The 16,179-nt window shown below is 34.8% G+C and carries 14 protein-coding genes; 12 read left to right on the forward strand and 2 right to left on the reverse strand.

All coding sequences use genetic code 11. The features are described from left to right. The first annotated feature begins 36 nt into the window (after positions 1 to 36). The 3 genes from htpX (at position 37) to EVJ48_07235 (ending at position 2,316) form a co-directional block, all read left to right on the forward strand. Positions 37 to 900 carry a zinc metalloprotease HtpX gene (htpX, locus tag EVJ48_07225; protein ID RZV38334.1) on the forward strand — a complete coding sequence of 288 codons (864 nt, stop codon included), beginning with the start codon at positions 37 to 39 and terminating at the stop codon, positions 898 to 900. Between the two features lie 126 nt (positions 901 to 1,026). Continuing rightward, entirely contained in the window at positions 1,027 to 1,455 is a 429-nt protein-coding gene (locus tag EVJ48_07230; protein RZV38335.1) for a hypothetical protein, read from the forward strand. Between the two features lie 72 nt (positions 1,456 to 1,527). After that, entirely contained in the window at positions 1,528 to 2,316 is a 789-nt protein-coding gene (locus tag EVJ48_07235; protein RZV38336.1) for a hypothetical protein, read from the forward strand. A 75-nt stretch (positions 2,317 to 2,391) separates the two neighbouring features. On the opposite strand, the gene otsB is transcribed toward EVJ48_07235, so the two are convergent. Next, on the reverse strand, positions 2,392 to 3,348 hold the full coding sequence (gene otsB / locus EVJ48_07240) for a trehalose-phosphatase (GenBank protein ID RZV38337.1): 957 nt from the start codon (positions 3,346 to 3,348) through the stop codon (positions 2,392 to 2,394). Positions 3,349 to 3,488: 140 nt separating this feature from the next. Between otsB and EVJ48_07245 the strand changes: the two genes are divergently transcribed. The 9 genes from EVJ48_07245 (at position 3,489) to EVJ48_07285 (ending at position 15,038) form a co-directional block, all read left to right on the forward strand. After that, positions 3,489 to 5,060, forward strand: a complete 1,572-nt coding sequence (locus tag EVJ48_07245; GenBank protein RZV38338.1) for a trehalose-6-phosphate synthase — start codon at positions 3,489 to 3,491, stop codon at positions 5,058 to 5,060. Between the two features lie 21 nt (positions 5,061 to 5,081). Beyond that, positions 5,082 to 6,101 carry a mechanosensitive ion channel family protein gene (locus tag EVJ48_07250; GenBank protein RZV38339.1) on the forward strand — a complete coding sequence of 340 codons (1,020 nt, stop codon included), beginning with the start codon at positions 5,082 to 5,084 and terminating at the stop codon, positions 6,099 to 6,101. Then, entirely contained in the window at positions 6,085 to 6,738 is a 654-nt protein-coding gene (locus EVJ48_07255; protein ID RZV38340.1) for a hypothetical protein, read from the forward strand. Before EVJ48_07250 ends, EVJ48_07255 begins: the two co-directional genes overlap by 17 nt. 70 nt (positions 6,739 to 6,808) lie before the next feature. After that, complete coding sequence (locus EVJ48_07260) at positions 6,809 to 8,044, forward strand: glycosyltransferase (GenBank protein RZV38341.1); 1,236 nt, start codon at positions 6,809 to 6,811, stop codon at positions 8,042 to 8,044. An 81-nt stretch (positions 8,045 to 8,125) separates the two neighbouring features. Beyond that, entirely contained in the window at positions 8,126 to 8,875 is a 750-nt protein-coding gene (locus tag EVJ48_07265; protein ID RZV38342.1) for a hypothetical protein, read from the forward strand. Between the two features lie 59 nt (positions 8,876 to 8,934). Further along, positions 8,935 to 9,717, forward strand: coding sequence for a glucose 1-dehydrogenase (locus EVJ48_07270; protein RZV38343.1), 783 nt, complete (start codon positions 8,935 to 8,937; stop codon positions 9,715 to 9,717). 116 nt (positions 9,718 to 9,833) lie between these two features. Then, the gene (locus EVJ48_07275; GenBank protein ID RZV38344.1) at positions 9,834 to 12,206 is read left to right on the forward strand and encodes a glucan 1,4-alpha-glucosidase; all 2,373 of its coding nucleotides are present in this window, start codon (positions 9,834 to 9,836) and stop codon (positions 12,204 to 12,206) included. Between the two features lie 193 nt (positions 12,207 to 12,399). After that, a complete protein-coding gene (locus EVJ48_07280; protein ID RZV38345.1) occupies positions 12,400 to 13,803 on the forward strand; it encodes a hypothetical protein in 1,404 nt (467 codons plus the stop codon). Between the two features lie 17 nt (positions 13,804 to 13,820). Next, a complete protein-coding gene (locus EVJ48_07285) occupies positions 13,821 to 15,038 on the forward strand; it encodes an efflux RND transporter periplasmic adaptor subunit (GenBank protein ID RZV38346.1) in 1,218 nt (405 codons plus the stop codon). A 191-nt stretch (positions 15,039 to 15,229) separates the two neighbouring features. Here EVJ48_07285 and EVJ48_07290 read toward each other — a convergent pair whose 3' ends face one another. After that, on the reverse strand, positions 15,230 to 15,754 hold the full coding sequence (locus EVJ48_07290) for a hypothetical protein (protein ID RZV38347.1): 525 nt from the start codon (positions 15,752 to 15,754) through the stop codon (positions 15,230 to 15,232). Positions 15,755 to 16,179 lie beyond the last annotated feature (425 nt).

Below are 16,179 nucleotides of genomic sequence, written 5' to 3' on the forward strand. Positions count from 1 at the left end.
TTTATAATTTATAATTCAAGGAGGTCGAATTTATAAATGAATTATTTTAAGACTTTTCTTTTAATGCTTGTTTTAACCGGAATCTTAATATTTGCTGGCGGCGCAATCGGCGGAGAGCAGGGAATGGTAATAGCTTTAATATTTGCCGCCGTAATGAATCTCGGAACGTACTGGTTCAGCGACAAAGTAGTTTTATCTATGTATCATGCCGTTCCCGTTACGGAAGCCGAATACCCCGAACTTTATTCTATAGTGAGAAATCTTGCGGCAAGAGGCAATATTCCTATGCCGAAAGTTTATATAGTAGATGAGGAAACGCCCAACGCTTTTGCTACAGGCAGAAATCCTAATCATGCCGCCGTATGCGTCACGACCGGCATTATGAAAATTTTAAATGCAAACGAACTTTCGGGAGTTATAGGGCATGAGCTTACGCACGTAAAAAACAGAGATATTCTTATAAGCTCTATAGCCGCAACAGTTGCCGGCGCAATAAGCATGCTTGCATGGATGGCGGAATGGGGAGCTATGTTCGGCGGTTTCGGCGGAAGAAGCGACGACAGGGAAGGAAACATTATCGGCATAATCGCCATGGCTATTATAGCCCCGCTCATCGCAACCATGATACAGCTTGCTATATCGAGACAACGGGAGTATGCGGCGGATAAAGGCGGCGCAATGCTGAGCGGAAATCCTATGTATCTTGCAAGCGCTTTAAATAAATTAGAAGCCGGAAACGAAGAAGAACCTATGCAAGCTAATCAGATGACCCATGCTACCGCACATATGTTTATAGTCAACCCTTTAAGGGGAGGCGCATTTAAAAGCTTGTTCAGCACTCATCCTTCTACCGAAGACAGAATAGAAAAGCTTAAAGAAATGGCAAGAGGCGGTATTTAATAATAAATTACAATAAATTATAAATTTTATAAATTGAAAAAATATAAAAATTAAATTAAAATTAAATTGTATAAAAAACCATTGAATAAATAAAAAAAAATAAAAAAACGACGGGAGAAAACAATAATGAGTCTGCACGAAAAAATAAAAGCGGATTATCTAAACGCCAGAAAAAGCAACGATAATTCTAAAAAAAATATTTTAACGATGGTTTTAAGCGATGCGTTAAAACTTACTAAAGAAAAGAATCACGGAGATACCGTAAGCGACGACGATATGACTAAGATTATAAAATCATGGATAAAAAAAACTGACCAGTCTATAGAAATTTTAACGGCTAATAAAAAAGACGTTTCGGAACTATCGGCGGAAAAAGAGATACTTTTATCCTATCTTCCTAAGACATGGTCTTTTGAAGAGACTAAATCTTATATAGAAAAAATTTCCAAAGAAAAAAACACCAAAGAAATAAGCCAAATAATGAAAGAATTAAAAACTAATTATAACGGCTTATTCGACAATAAAATTGCTTCCGAGATAATAAAGAGTCTATAAATAATTCGTAGCTTTAATATTAATGGAAAATCGGTAAAATTTTTAAAAAAAATGAAGAAAGGAGGGAGCGAAATGATTAAAAAATTTAATATTTTTAAGATATTGCTGTCGTTTTTTATAATTTTAGGATTAGGTTACTTTGTTTTTTCTGGCATACCGGTAAAAAAAGCTTATGCTTCCGGTATGTTTGGGCTTGAAGTTAAAGGCGGGGCATACTTTCAAAACCTTTCGGGACATTTAGCCGTAGGAAACGGAGGAACGGTTATAACACCTTCCCTTTTGGGGCTTCAAACTACAAAGACGGAGCCCATGTTAAAAGTCGCCCTGTATTTATTGTACGACAATAGAATTTCTTTTACTTACGTACCATACTTATATAGCGGTTCTACGACGATATCGCAGAACGTTTATTTTAACGGTCAGACGTATTCTATTAATACTCCTGTAACTTCAAAGCTTCATCTATACAGTTACAAAATGTTTTACGACCATAATTTCGAGATAAACAGATACGCCTCGGTAGGTTTGGGAGTAGGAGTGGACGTTATTACTGCTAAAACCGAATTAGATTCGCCGTATGCTTCCGATACTAAAAACGTCAGTCTGCCAATTCCTATAATCGGAGGAAGGATAAAAATAACGCCTATAAACGACTTTTCTTTTATAGGAAAAATTCAAGGATTATCGGTAGGTTCCGACGGATATTTCTATCATATCAACGCAGGCGTTAATTATAAAGCTGTAGGCCCTCTTTCTATTTTTGCGGATTACATTTACGACAAGGTGCACGTGGACACTAATAACGTCGACGGCACTTTAGAGTTCAACGGACCGGAAGCCGGCGTCAGGCTTAGGTTTTAAAAGTTTTTTAAAGGGCGGAACATTGGATATAAACAAATATAAACAATAAAAATCAATTCTGCAAAAATATCGGTTCTATTTTTTATTAAAAACGGATAAAATATTTTCTATAAATGCAGGCGTGTTTTTATAGGATTCGAGATAAATTTGCGCCTGCGATTTTTTATCTCCGATAACGCAGTTAATATTTTTTACGTTTATATTTATGCTTATGTTTTTATTTAAATTATACGATTCGTTGAAGCCGTTATCGTAATAATCCTCATTTGTAATTTGATAATCCGGTACGAACATGGTCTCGTCGGTAATGTCATCCCCGAGATTTATACTTAAGATATTATAATCGCTTTTAACCTTGCCCGTGGATTTTATTATTATATTTTTTGAGAATTCTTTTAAAATATAACCGCAAGCACGTCCCTTATTCCATTCTATATTAGGTCTTATTTCCAAAATTTTTTTACCCCTTGTAATATGCAGATATTTTTTGAAATCTATATTTTCTATAAATAAATTTTTAACGTATTTTTTTAAAATTTTAGTTTCATCGGAATTTAATAACCTGTAGTGCATGCTTATAGAAAACTTTTTATCTTCAATAATCAGATTCCGGAGTTTTGTTTTACGAAATTCATCGATATAGCCTAATGCCTGTTTAATAAATGCAATATATTTTTCGGTATTTTCGACGAGAAAATCAATTTTTAAATCGTTGTAATAACTTTTTATTTCAAAACCGTGGTTTCCCGAATAAATTATATTGTTCAAAATGCCGAGTCTGTTCACTATATCGTTTAATGCGCGTCCTGTAATTATACTTACTTTTACTCCTTCTATATCGCTTAAATTTTTTAAAAATTTTTTTAGCTGTAAAGAAGGATAAACGTCCAAAGGGCTTTTACGTATTCTAACTAAAGTTCCGTCAAAATCCAAGCAGAAAAATATAAAATCTGGATGGTAAAATTTATTATCCGAAGAATTTAATATATTCGTTTTTATTTCGTTAAATTCCGTAATTCCATTTAAATGCATAATTTATTATTATATCATCTTATAAAAATTAATGAAATATTGCAAAAATAATAAAAATATTGTAAAATATTATAAAATATAATTAAATAATAATTTTTTTTATTAAATCTTTGATAAACTTGTAAATTTTATAAATAAATATGGAAAAAAAAAGATTTAATGATTTAATAAAAGAGAAATTGGGCAATATAAATTTAATAGTTGCCTCCAACAGGGAACCAGTTTCTCACGAATACTCCGGAAAAAAAATCAAGGCAGTAAAATCCGTAGGCGGACTTACGATAGCGCTTGAACCTATAATGAAGAATCTTAACGGAACATGGGTTGTTTACGGAAGCGGAAACGCAGATAAAACTGTATCCGACGAAAAAGGCAGGATAATGCTTTCCGAAGACGGCGAATCTTATACTCTTAAAAGAATTTTTCTAAATAAAAGCGATATTAACGATTATTATTACGGATATGCAAATTCGGTTTTATGGCCGCTGTGTCATATAGTTTACGTTAAACCGGTTTTTAATTCCGCTCAGTTTTTGACTTACGACGAAGTTAATAAAAAATTTGCTGATTCTATTATAGAAGAGATAAAGGAATCGAAGAGAAAGCAGGAATATGAATATTTAAATTCAGGAATGCCGGAAGGTGAAGGTTTAAACTCAGCGGAAAACTTTGCAGAAAGGCCGCAGTCGTCTTTTGCCGAAAACGTAGTGTGGCTTCAAGACTACCATCTTGCAAGATGCGCAAAATATATAAAAGAATATGACGAAAAAATTAAAGTTTCTATATTCTGGCATATACCGTGGCCAAATCCCGAAATATTTTCTATATGTCCCGAAAAACACGAACTTCTTGAAGGCTTGCTGGCAAACGATTTAATAGGTTTTCAAATTATTTACCACTGTCAGAATTTTTTAAGGACTTGCGAGTGGGAACTGGAAGCGCAGGTTAACTGGTCGGATTATTCCGTTACTTATAAGGGGCATAAAACATGGGTTAAGCCTTTCCCAATTTCCGTCGATGCAAATTATCTTCGTCATCTCGCAATGTCTAAAGAGACCGATAAAATTCTTAATAAAATAAAAAAAACCGATGAAATTATCGGGCAGCGCTATAAATATTTAGCCGTATCGACGGACAGACTTGATTATACAAAGGGCATAGTAGAAAAGTTAAAGGCTATAGACAAAATGCTTGAAAACCATCAGGAACTTATAGGCAAGTTTGTTTTCGTACAGTTCGCCGTTCCTTCAAGGGTTCATATAAATGCCTATAAGAAGTTAAACGAAGAAATTACGGAACTTATAACCGATATTAACTGGAAATACGGAACGTCGGAATGGCATCCGATAACTGGCTATTTCAAACAGCTTGAATTACAGGTGTATCTTGCATACTACAGGCTTTGCAATATTATGATAGTTTCTCCTCTGCACGACGGAATGAATCTTGTATCCAAAGAATATATAATGTCTAATACGGACTATAAGGGGATGCTGGTGCTGTCTAAGTTTGCAGGATCGTCGAAAGAGCTATACGACGCTTTTTTAATAAATCCTTTCAATACCGAGTGTTTTGGAGAAAGGATATACGAAGCCTTAATGATGAATAAAGAAGAAAAAATCAATAGGATTAATAAGATGCAGAATATAATTATAGAAAACGATATTTACGACTGGGCTTATAATTTTCTTACAGCACTTTATTTTATTTAATTATTATTATATTATAAAATTATGTCCGATAAAAACGGCGAAAAACAGGAAGACGAATTAAATAAAGACAAAAAGAACATACGGCCTGCGCCGTTTAAAAGACTCGGCAATATCGTAGTGCCTTTAACCGTTTTAGGTTTTTTATTTTTCGCCTTGTTTTACGTTATACATTTTTATTCTAAATATCTTTCCAAAAACATGCTTCCCAAGGGTTATTTTTCTATTATAGAAGCTATATTTATAGCTGTTTTCGGTATTTTAGCGATAAAAATAATTCAGAAAAGCTCGTCTAAAATATTAAGCGGTTATGTTTCCGAAGACAAAGCGGGGTTTTTAAGATTTTTGTTAAGTTTTACGGCGTATTTTATTTTAGTTCTTTTCATCTTTACTACGTTAGGCATAAATATATCCAATATTCTTCTCGGCGCTACTTTTATAGGCGTAATATTCGGAATAGCGGCGCAGTCGTTTTTATCCAATCTGCTTGCCGGTTTTATAATACTATTCGGCAAACCTTTTAAGATAGGCGATAGGATTACTATAGTTACATGGCAGTATGGATTGCTTATGTCCACCTATCAGCACGAAGCCGCAAAGCCGGGTTATACAGGCGTCATAAAAGATATAAATATGCTTTTTACGACCGTTCTCGAAGATTCCGGTTTTACTATGAGGTCTCCTAATAATGTTTTAATGCAGGCTTTAATAACTAATTACGATAATATTAAAAGAAGATTAGTAAGGGTAAGGTTTGAATTAGATAAAGAAACCGATTTTGAAAACTTTAAAAAAGAATTATACGATTATTTGACCTTAAGCGGAAATTACGGAGTTGTTCCCGAAGAAGATTCTAAAATTATAGAGGCTTTAATTGAAAAAAATTCGTCCCCCGTTATCAGGGCGGTAGATGTTTCTCTTACAAGCTATTTTGTCGCGGTCGAAGTTTACAGCCCTCAACTTTACGACGATCCGGTAAGAGATTTAATATTATCTTTTGTTTTAAAACTAAAAAGGAGAAAGAAAAATGGAAACGAGAGCTAAATATCCTTTCAAATTTTATACCCGCTTGACGTTGCCGCAGCTTACCGGAATTTACGCATTAAACTTAAAAGAGCTTTTGGACGGCATAAAAAATGCCGACGATTCTATTATTTACTACCATACGCATCACTATCTTATGCAGCACCATTACGTTGTTCCGGATGCGCCGAACGACTTTGCCCACTGGATTATACATACGCTGGGAGAAAAATTGCTCGGCGAAGAAATATCGAGCATAGATATGTTTAATTATACTTCTATGACGGATTACAAACAAGAACTTATAAAAAGGCTGTCCGCTTTTATTTCTAAAGATTCTAAAACCAGGAAGGTCGAAATAAACGAAAGATTTAATTTCATGAAAGCCGCTACTTTCGTTATGTCCACCGGAAAAGAAGCATATACCCTAAAAGAGTTTGGCGATATCCTAAGAAATATTACTATTTTTTCGGTATATTATCATTTTTTTGAATCCCATTTTAGATTAGGTTCGGGACTCGACGATTTTTCCGTGTGGATAAGAAGCGAACTTAAGCTGCCTGATTTATCCCTCAAAATTCAGAATCTCGACCCTTATTCCGTTACTATGGACAGACTTAAAGAGCAGATAATAAGATATACCGAAAAATATATTTAGATATGACTGAATTATTTAAAAATAAATAAAATTAAATAACTATAATAATGATAATAAAAAGGATAATAAAATGAGGTCTATAAGGGATTACGCAGATATAGCAGGCAAAGAAACTATCGAAGAAATCGAAAAATTAGGTTCTTATTTAAACGGTAAAATTGTGCAAAATATAAATTCAACTCCCGTCGGCGGGGGCGTAGCCGAAATTCTTTCAAGAATGGTACCTCTTTTAAAAGAAGTAGGCGTCGATGCAAGATGGGATTTTATAAAAGGCGGAGAAAAATTTTTTGAAATAACTAAAAAAATTCACAATTCTCTTCACGGAGTAGAAGAAAATATATCGGAAAACGACTTTAAGCATTTTTTGGACGTTATGGAAGAAAATTTAAAAGACATGAATCTTATCGGCGATATCATATTTATTCATGACCCCCAGCCTATAGGATTAATAAAGGTTAAAGACAAAAACGGTTTTAAAGAAAAAAAATTTATATGGAGATGTCATATAGATTTAAGTTCGGCTAATATGAAGACATTTAATTTTTTAAAAAAATTTATAGAAAAATACGATTATTCGGTTTTTTCGTCGCCTCTTTTTTCAAATAAACTTAAGATACCGCAGATATTAATTTCGCCGTCTATAGATCCTCTGTCTGATAAAAATAAAGATTTACCGCCTGAAACTATAAACGAAGTATTGTCTAGATTTAAAATAGACCCAGAAAGAAATATTATAACGCAGGTTTCAAGATTTGACAGGTTAAAAGACCCGTTGGGAGTTATCGACGTTTACAGGCTCGTTAAAAAACACGTAGATTGTCAGCTCGTTCTTGCGGGCGGAGCGGCGGCGGACGACCCTGAAGCTACGGAAGTTTATAACGAAGTCATAGAAAAAGCAGGAGGAGACAAAGATATATTTATTTTAAATCTTCCGCCGATAAGCAATATCGAAATTAATGCCCTTCAGAGAGCGTCCACGGTAATATTGCAAAAATCTATCAAGGAAGGTTTTGGACTTACGGTTTCGGAAGGTTTATGGAAGTCTAAACCGGTAATAGCTTCTGCCGTCGGCGGCATACCGTTACAGATTACGCATAAATATTCGGGGCTTTTATCCAGAACTACGGAAGGAACTGCTTTATACGTAAAACAGATTCTGCAAAATCCGGAATATGCCAAACAGCTTGGAGAAAACGGGCATAACCACGTCAAGCACAACTTTTTAATTACAAGACATTTAAGGGATTATATCCTGCTTTTTTTAAAAACCGGATATCCGCAGACGCAGGATACGGTTTATTTATGATTATATAGTATCGCGTTGAAATTATTAAATATAAAACTGTAAATATATTATTTATGATATAATTTGAGTTAATATGAAAATATGAAAATATGGAAATTGTATTTTTCAGAATTTATAGGGACGGCTCTGCTTATAGGCATAGGAGTTTCTTTCGTAATTTTAGATTTCGGCAAAGGAAGCCCTATAGTTTCTTTAATTCCAAGTTCCGGTATTAGAAGGGCTCTTACGGGATTTTTATTCGGCGGCACAGGTATGCTTATAACGTTTTCGCCGGTTGGGAAATGGAGCGGCGCTCATATTAATCCGGTCGTTACCTTTTCTTTCTGGATGAAAGGCAAAATTAAGAGCACTATGGCTATAGGTTATGTTGCAGCGCAGTTTCTCGGAGCGGCGGTCGGGGCTTTTACGCTTCTTTTTTGGGGAAGTATAGGAAAAGCGATATATTACGGAGCGACTATTCCAGGAAAAGGAGGCGCGTCGGAAGCGGTTTTAGGCGAAGTTGTAACGACTTTCTGTCTTGTAGCCGGTCTTTTTTTATTTCTCGGTTATAAACGCTTGAGGCCATTTACCCCCGTTTTGTTCCCTTTTCTTTATGCGGTTATGGTTTATTTTGAAGCTCCTATTTCAGGAACCAGCACTAATCCTGCAAGAAGTTTTGGACCGTCTTTAGCGTCGGGCATGTGGAGCGGTTGGTGGGTTTACTGGATAGGTCCGCTGCTCGGCGCTTTTGTAGCCGTATCTATTCAGACGAAATGGCTTAAAATGTTAGAAATAGAAGTAGCTAAAGTGTATCATTTCGAACACGACCCGTTTAAAGTTTTTCATATTTAATTTTAAGTAAAAAGGCGTCAGACGCCTTTTTTGTAAAAAAAAGGAGGTAATAAACGGTTATGGATATAAATTTAAAAGGCAAAAGAGCATTAATTACAGGTGCAAGTTCAGGCTTAGGTGAATCGATTGCTAAAAAATTCGGCGCTGCCGGAGCAAAAATTGGATTAAATTTTCATTCCCACCCCGATGCGGCGGAAAAAATTGCTTCGGAAATAAAAGCATTAGGGGCAGAAGTTATTAATATTCAGGCAGACGTTTCAGACAGCGGCGAAGTTAAAAATATGGTCGATACTTTTGTTAAAAAGTGGGGCGGAGTAGATATATTGGTAAATAATGCCGGAATTGACGGAAAACATTCTCTTATATACGAATCCGATATATCGGAATGGGAAAAAGTAATCAAAATAAATTTATTCGGCCCTTTTTACTGCGCAAGAGAAGTCGTGAAGTACATGATAAACCAGAAAAAAGGCGTTATATTAAATATGACGTCGGTACATGAAGTAATTCCGTGGAGCGGTTACAGCGGATATACCGCTGCGAAAGCCGGTCTTTCTATGCTTACTAAAACTATGGCGCAGGAACTGGGTTCGTCGGGTATCAGGGTACTGTCTCTTGCGCCGGGCGCCATTCAAACGGCTATCAACAAAAGCGTATGGAGCAATCCTGCGACGCTTAAAGATCTTCTTGACAAAATTCCGCTCGGCAGAATGGGCAGTACTGATGAAATTGCCGACGTCGCCGCGTTCTTAGTTTCCGATGCGGCTTCATATATAACGGGCAGTACCATATTTGCAGACGGAGCGATGATTGATTATGCTAATTTTACCCATGGCGGTTAATCCCAAATTTAAATTTAGAAATTTCTCGTAATTTTAAATAAAAAATATATAAAATAAATCAAAACATATTGCGTTAAATCATAGTTTATTTAGCGTAATTTTAATCGGGTGTAAATATGAATAATGAATTTTTTGCTTCAGGATGGCCTGGAATACCGGGCAGATGGACGGGAGCTAATAAAAGCGCAGTAGGAACGGCTTTTAACGGAAGTTCCGTATGGTTTACTATGTCTCACGGTATTCTAAACGAAGTTTATTCGCCGAGGGAAGACGAAGCGGCAATCCGCGACCTTGGTTTTGTGGTAACGGCGGACGACGGTTTTTTTTCGGAAGAAAAAAGGCATGCTAAACATTCCCCTTCGCTTATTTATACGGGCGTACCGGCATATCACGTAGAAAGCTTATGCGAAAACGGGTATTACATGATAGAAAAAGATATTATAACTGACCCTAAAAGGTCGGTAGTTATTATAAGAGGGAAATTTACTCCTTTAAAGCCGGGTAAATACAGGCTCTATGTAATTACGGCATCCCACATTGGCAATCATGGCGCGGGCAATACGGCTTGGTTTGATGAATTCAAAGGAAAAACGGGACTTTTTGCCTCACGTCATAAAACTTCTTTATGCCTTATGAGCGAAAAAGGTTTTAAAGCTTGTTCGGTCGGTTTTGTAGGTTTTTCGGACGGCTGGCAGGATTTAAAGAAAAACGGAAAACTTACGTCTGTCTATAAAAGAGCCGAAAACGGCAATGTTGCGCTAACCGGAGAAATAATGCTCGATGAAGACGGCTCTTTTCTGCTGGCTCTGGGATTCGGGCGCAATCCTTCGGAAGCGGCGCTTCAATCTATAGCCTCTATAAACGTTGGTTTTGAAAAAATTCTTGAATTTTACGCTGGAAAATGGCAGGAGTTTTGGCAAAAACAAAAACCTGTTTTTTATGCCGAAAAGCATGAGCTTTTTTCTATAAGCGCCATGGTAATATTAATTCACAGGTCTAAATATATTCCGGGGGCGGTTCTTGCAAGTCTTGCCGTGCCGTGGGGTTTTTCGAAAGGAGACGGCGACCTAGGAGGTTATCATCTTATTTGGCCGCGCGATATGGTTCAGTCCGCAGGCGGACTTATCGCCGCAAATATAAAATCGGAAGTTATGAATATGCTTATATATTTTGAATCTACTCAGGAATCCGACGGTCATTGGCCTCAAAATATGTGGCTTGACGGCTTTCCATACTGGAACGGCATTCAAATGGACGAAACGGCGCTGCCCGTTTTGCTTTTAGACCTTGCCCGCAGGGAAACGGCTATTTTAGAAAGCGATATTAACCGTTTCTGGCCTATGGTAAAAAGAGCCCTCGCCTATATAGTAAAGAACGGTCCCGTAACGCAGCAGGATAGATGGGAAGAAAACGGCGGTTATACTCCATATACTATTGCGGCTGAAATTTCCGCTCTTATAATAGGAGCCGAACTTGCCAAATTAGCCGGCGAGTCCGATTATGCCCCATATTTAAGGGAAACGGCGGATTCATGGTATTCATGCATAGACCGCTGGCTTTACGTAAAAGGAGGGGAACTTGCAGACAAAGCCGGGGTAGAAGGTTTTTACGTAAGGGTTACTCCGCCCGATTTTGAAGAAGGCGACGACGTTATATGTATTAAAAACCGCCCGCCCGCATCCTGTTATCCACATATATCTTCGGTTGTTTGTACGGACGCTTTGGCGTTGGTTCGATTCGGTTTGAGAAAAGCGGACGACAAAAGAATAATAAACACGGTAAAAGTTATAGATGCAATGCTAAAAGTAGAAACGCCTTCCGGTCCATGCTGGCATAGATACAACGGAGACGGTTACGGCGAACATCAGGACGGCAGTCCTTTTGATGGTACGGGCAGAGGCAGGCTTTGGCCGCTTCTTTCCGGAGAACGCGGACACTACTGCGTTGCCTTAGGAGATTTCGAAGAAGCAAAACGCCTGCTAAAAACAATGGAAAGTTTTGCCGACGGCATAGGGCTTTTTCCTGAACAGGTATGGGATAGCAACGATATACCGGAGCGGGGACTTTTCTTTGGCCGTCCGTCCGGTTCGGCTATGCCTTTGGTATGGGCGCACGCCGAATATTTGAAACTTATCCGTTCTATTACTGAAGAAAGAGTATTCGACATGCCTCCTCAGACCGTTTTGCGTTATCTTAAGAACGGAGTAACGTCAAATATTATGCAATGGCGCTTTAATCATAAATTGCATAAAATTCCCGCCGGAAAAAAAATGCGTATTGAAACGCTTTCCCATGCTTTAGTTCATTGGACGAGCGATGGATGGCGCACTGTTAACGATACCGAAGTAAAAGATTCCGGACTAGGAGTTTTTTATGCCGATTTGCCGACGGAAAATTTAAAGGAAAACGATGAAATTGTTTTTACTTTTTACTGGACTGATGCAAAAAAGTGGGAGAATAAGAATTTTTATGTTCAAATTAAGGATTAAAATTTTGCCGATATAAATCTTAAAATAGGTCTTAAAGCTATGTGAACACTGGATGACGCAAACGACATGCGTTTGCATGCTATCCATAAAGATAATTTTCTATCGGCAAATTTGGGATGGATGTTTACATTGATTTTTGTTATGATTTATAGTAACATAGTAAACATAATATTTAATTAAAAACTTATTTGCTATGAGTAAAAAAGAAACAAAAATTACGCTGTTTTTTTTTATTCTAATGCCTTTTGTCCTAACTATATTATTTCTGGCTTACCCAAGCATGTCTTTTGCTTCCAAAAACTTAAAAAAAAAACTTCATCATTCGATAATCAGAGATAAAAAAAATTTCGGTTCAGGTTTAAAACGCTCAAATAAAGTTTTAATAAATAAAAAATACAGTAAAAAACTGAAAAAAATTTTATCGTTGAAGCGGTTAATTAAAAATTCCCTGAAAAATTATAATTTGAAATCTTTAGAAATGAAAGCCGCAGCTTCTAAAGAAAATATCAAAATAGAAAAAAGCCTGCCTAACCCCAAAATAGCATTCGGTTATAATGATTCCGACGGTTTTAATAATTTTATGATAGGCAACAAAGTATATCAGGGAACTAAAGTACGGTTTACTTTTACTCAGTTGATACCTTTTCCGACAAAACTATTTTTAAGAAGCAAAATTGCAAAAAATTATTACGCCTATAATAAGGAAATCACCGAATCTGCAAGAGTTTCTACCGTTGCCGACGTAAAAAACTATTATTACAGGCTTGCGCAAATAGAAAACGACATTGCTATAATAAAAAGCGATTATTCGCTGTTAAAGCTATTGGAGAAAAATACGGACAACGGTTATGCCGTGGGGAAAACCAAAGAAACCGACGTAATTAGAATTGAACTAAAGATGATAGCACTTAATAACCAATTAACCGATATGGAAAAAGATAAACTTGAAGCATTATACGAACTGTCCAGGTTCTCAGGATTAAAGCTAAATAAACTGAAAGGAAAAGCAATTCTGCCTAACATAAAAAAATTAAAGCCTAAAAAATTTAAAAATATTATTTTAGAAGCTTTTAAAAATAGCCCTTTGCTTAAAGCTATTAATTTTTTATTTAAAAATTCAAAAGATGAAAAACAATTAGCTGACCAGGGATTATATCCAAATATTATTTTTCATGTAAAATACGGCTATAGATACGATATACAACCTGCCTTAGGAGGCTCGATAGGCCTTCAAATTCCGCTATATTTTAATCAGAGACAGTTTCCTGAAATCGACAAAGCGAAAAAAAATATGATTTCTACAATGTTTGCAAGAAGTTGGGAGTATAGCGGGGTGTCAAGAAAAATTTCGACATATTTAACAAAAATTAAAAAATATTATAAACTTTATGAAACCGAAAAGAAGATTTATCTTCCCGAATCGTCCCTTCTTTTGAAATTATATATAAACAGATATATATTCGGAAAAACCTCCGCTTTTGAACTTCTTAATTCGTTTAAAAAAATGGTCAAAGCGGAATTGCTGTCAAATAGCTATAAATTGAATTTCTTAATAAACAAAAGCGATTTAACGGCATCGTTAGGCAAAATAAATTAAAAAATTGAAATTATAATATGTTTAAAATAAAAAAAATTTTCAACGGCGTTAAAACGACGGCTGCTAAAAATAAATTAATTATTTCTGCGGTTTTAGTAGCAATACCGGTGATACTTTTTATTGCTTATAGATTCTTTATAATGCCGGTTATTTACTATAATAAAAAATTATACAATTTTTATAATTATAATATCGGTATTGGGAAAAGTAGTAAAATTCATCTATTAAAACTTGATAATATAAAAAAAATAAAGCCGTATTTTAGAACCATAAAAGAAATTAAAGTGTTTCCTACAATACGGGCAAGCGGCAGAACTACATTTGCATCTCCTCTTGTAAGAATTATTTCATTAAAATTCGGCGGCTATATATCTAAAATATATGCCGACAAAGCTGGAATTAAAGTTCATAAGGGAATGCCCCTGTTTTTGCTTTATAGTCCGTCTTTAATCGATGCCGAAAACGATTATGTTCTTGATTATAAAAATTATCTAAGGCTTAAAAATACTTCTTTTAAATCGCAGGCAGAAACAATTTATTTATCCGCCGAAAAAAAACTTTTATTCTGGGGAATAAATAAATATCAGCTTAAAAAAATAGAAAAAGATAATAAAATTATAAAACAAATTCCTATATATTCACCTATAAACGGAATTGTATTCAAAAAATTAATTTCTGACGGCGGTTACGTTAAGCCAAGCGCAAGACTTTACGAGTTGGCCGATATATCAAAATTATGGATGAAAATATTTATAAACGTTCGAGATTTAAAATTTATTCATATTGGAAAGCGTGTTTCGTTAAGATTTACATATTATGGAAATACGATTTTTCACGGTATAATTTCATACATTTATCCATATACTTTTAAAAAAGGGAAATTTATTAAGGCTAGAATATCTATAGATAATAAAAAGGATATCTTGAAAATTAATTCATACGGAAATGTATATATAAAAATGCCTTATAGCAAACGTTTGGTTGTTCCGATATCCGCGGTAGCGCATATCGACCATAAAGACATTGTCCTTATTTATAATAAAAATAAAAACGTTTTTCAGGCTAAAAGTATTATCGTCGGAACAAGATACGGAAGCTATTATTCCGTTATAGAGGGGCTGAAATCTAATGAAACGGTCGTTGACCTGAAAAATTTAAACAAGGTAAGCGTTAATAAAGCCGAAAAAATATATCATTATCTTATTTTATCTTCCGTGAAAATAAAATCTTTATAAACAAACCGCATAGTAATTATTTTGTTTTTTTACTCCATATTACGCGGAAACGACTTATCTTTGTAAATATTTAAATTTATTTATCGTCGTTTCCGCGTAAACTAATGCAAATTCACTCTATTTATGCAGAAAATAAATTTTCTTTTGGCAAAATTAAGCGATAAACTTTAATATAACTATCTATATTATAATTATATAAAAGATAGTCCGTTAATTTTATTGTTTTTAATTACCGTTTTAATATATATAAATCTTCCGCTTTTTAATAATAATTTCCAAACATAAAATTTGACGCCTGATAGTTTTAATGCAGTCATATATTGAATATTATAACCGTTTTTTAATTGCAATTTATTATTTAAAGAGTTTGAAACTTTATCGAAATTAGTTTTAGTTATATTTTTTTTAAACGATGATGAAGTAGTTTTAATAAATTTAGTGTAATTTTTTTTTGCCAAAGCATTGACAGCTTTTGATACCACTTTTTTTACTATCTTAATATGGGCTGGACTTACATGTAGTTTCACCGGCTTATTTGCATAATAGTTATTTGAATGCATAGTTGGACGTGCCGCAGGGGCATCGTATTGGTTTGAAGAATTGTTGCTAGAAGCTGGCGCATTAGATTGCTCCTGTGAATTTAACATAGCATTGGCATTTACTCCGCCAAATGCAAAAAACGACATCAATGCAATTAAATAAATAAATAGTTTCACTTTAACCTCCTTTAAATTAATTTGATTTAAGTTTATTTAATCTTAGTATATATATACCCCGTAAAGATATGCATGCGATAATATATAATAATATAAATAAGATTATTATTTTAGAAATTATTATTATATTATATAGATGTTTAATCCGAATAAAACAATGTACGCGGAAATTACATTTAATTTTAGTAAATGTAATTTTTAAAAGATTGATGAATGATTAAAATAAAAATATAATACTTTACAAACAGTAAATAAAATTAATTATTCATTACAGGTTATCATAAAAATTATACAATGTCAAATGAAGGGCAACACTGTGGAAATAGTCTTATACTTGCTCAAGCGCACTTAAGGCTAATTTATCCTAAAATTTTTTAAACAATCCACCCGCCTTCCTTATTCGTTATCAGGCTGACGAAGGCGGG

Origin of the sequence: Candidatus Acidulodesulfobacterium acidiphilum (assembly GCA_008534395.1) — a bacterium.
Classification (GTDB): Bacteria; SZUA-79; SZUA-79; order Acidulodesulfobacterales; family Acidulodesulfobacteraceae; genus Acidulodesulfobacterium_A; species Acidulodesulfobacterium_A acidiphilum.

What these genes read in the sequence shown, in the direction of transcription:
- htpX (RZV38334.1), top strand. Translation starts at nt 37, where the DNA reads ATGAATTATTTTAAGACTTTTCTTTTAATGCTTGTTTTAACCGGAATC.
- EVJ48_07230 (RZV38335.1), top strand. Translation starts at nt 1,027, where the DNA reads ATGAGTCTGCACGAAAAAATAAAAGCGGATTATCTAAACGCCAGAAAA.
- EVJ48_07235 (RZV38336.1), top strand. Translation starts at nt 1,528, where the DNA reads ATGATTAAAAAATTTAATATTTTTAAGATATTGCTGTCGTTTTTTATA.
- otsB (RZV38337.1), bottom strand. Translation starts at nt 3,348, where the DNA reads ATGCATTTAAATGGAATTACGGAATTTAACGAAATAAAAACGAATATA.
- EVJ48_07245 (RZV38338.1), top strand. Translation starts at nt 3,489, where the DNA reads ATGGAAAAAAAAAGATTTAATGATTTAATAAAAGAGAAATTGGGCAAT.
- EVJ48_07250 (RZV38339.1), top strand. Translation starts at nt 5,082, where the DNA reads ATGTCCGATAAAAACGGCGAAAAACAGGAAGACGAATTAAATAAAGAC.
- EVJ48_07255 (RZV38340.1), top strand. Translation starts at nt 6,085, where the DNA reads ATGGAAACGAGAGCTAAATATCCTTTCAAATTTTATACCCGCTTGACG.
- EVJ48_07260 (RZV38341.1), top strand. Translation starts at nt 6,809, where the DNA reads ATGAGGTCTATAAGGGATTACGCAGATATAGCAGGCAAAGAAACTATC.
- EVJ48_07265 (RZV38342.1), top strand. Translation starts at nt 8,126, where the DNA reads ATGAAAATATGGAAATTGTATTTTTCAGAATTTATAGGGACGGCTCTG.
- EVJ48_07270 (RZV38343.1), top strand. Translation starts at nt 8,935, where the DNA reads ATGGATATAAATTTAAAAGGCAAAAGAGCATTAATTACAGGTGCAAGT.
- EVJ48_07275 (RZV38344.1), top strand. Translation starts at nt 9,834, where the DNA reads ATGAATAATGAATTTTTTGCTTCAGGATGGCCTGGAATACCGGGCAGA.
- EVJ48_07280 (RZV38345.1), top strand. Translation starts at nt 12,400, where the DNA reads ATGAGTAAAAAAGAAACAAAAATTACGCTGTTTTTTTTTATTCTAATG.
- EVJ48_07285 (RZV38346.1), top strand. Translation starts at nt 13,821, where the DNA reads ATGTTTAAAATAAAAAAAATTTTCAACGGCGTTAAAACGACGGCTGCT.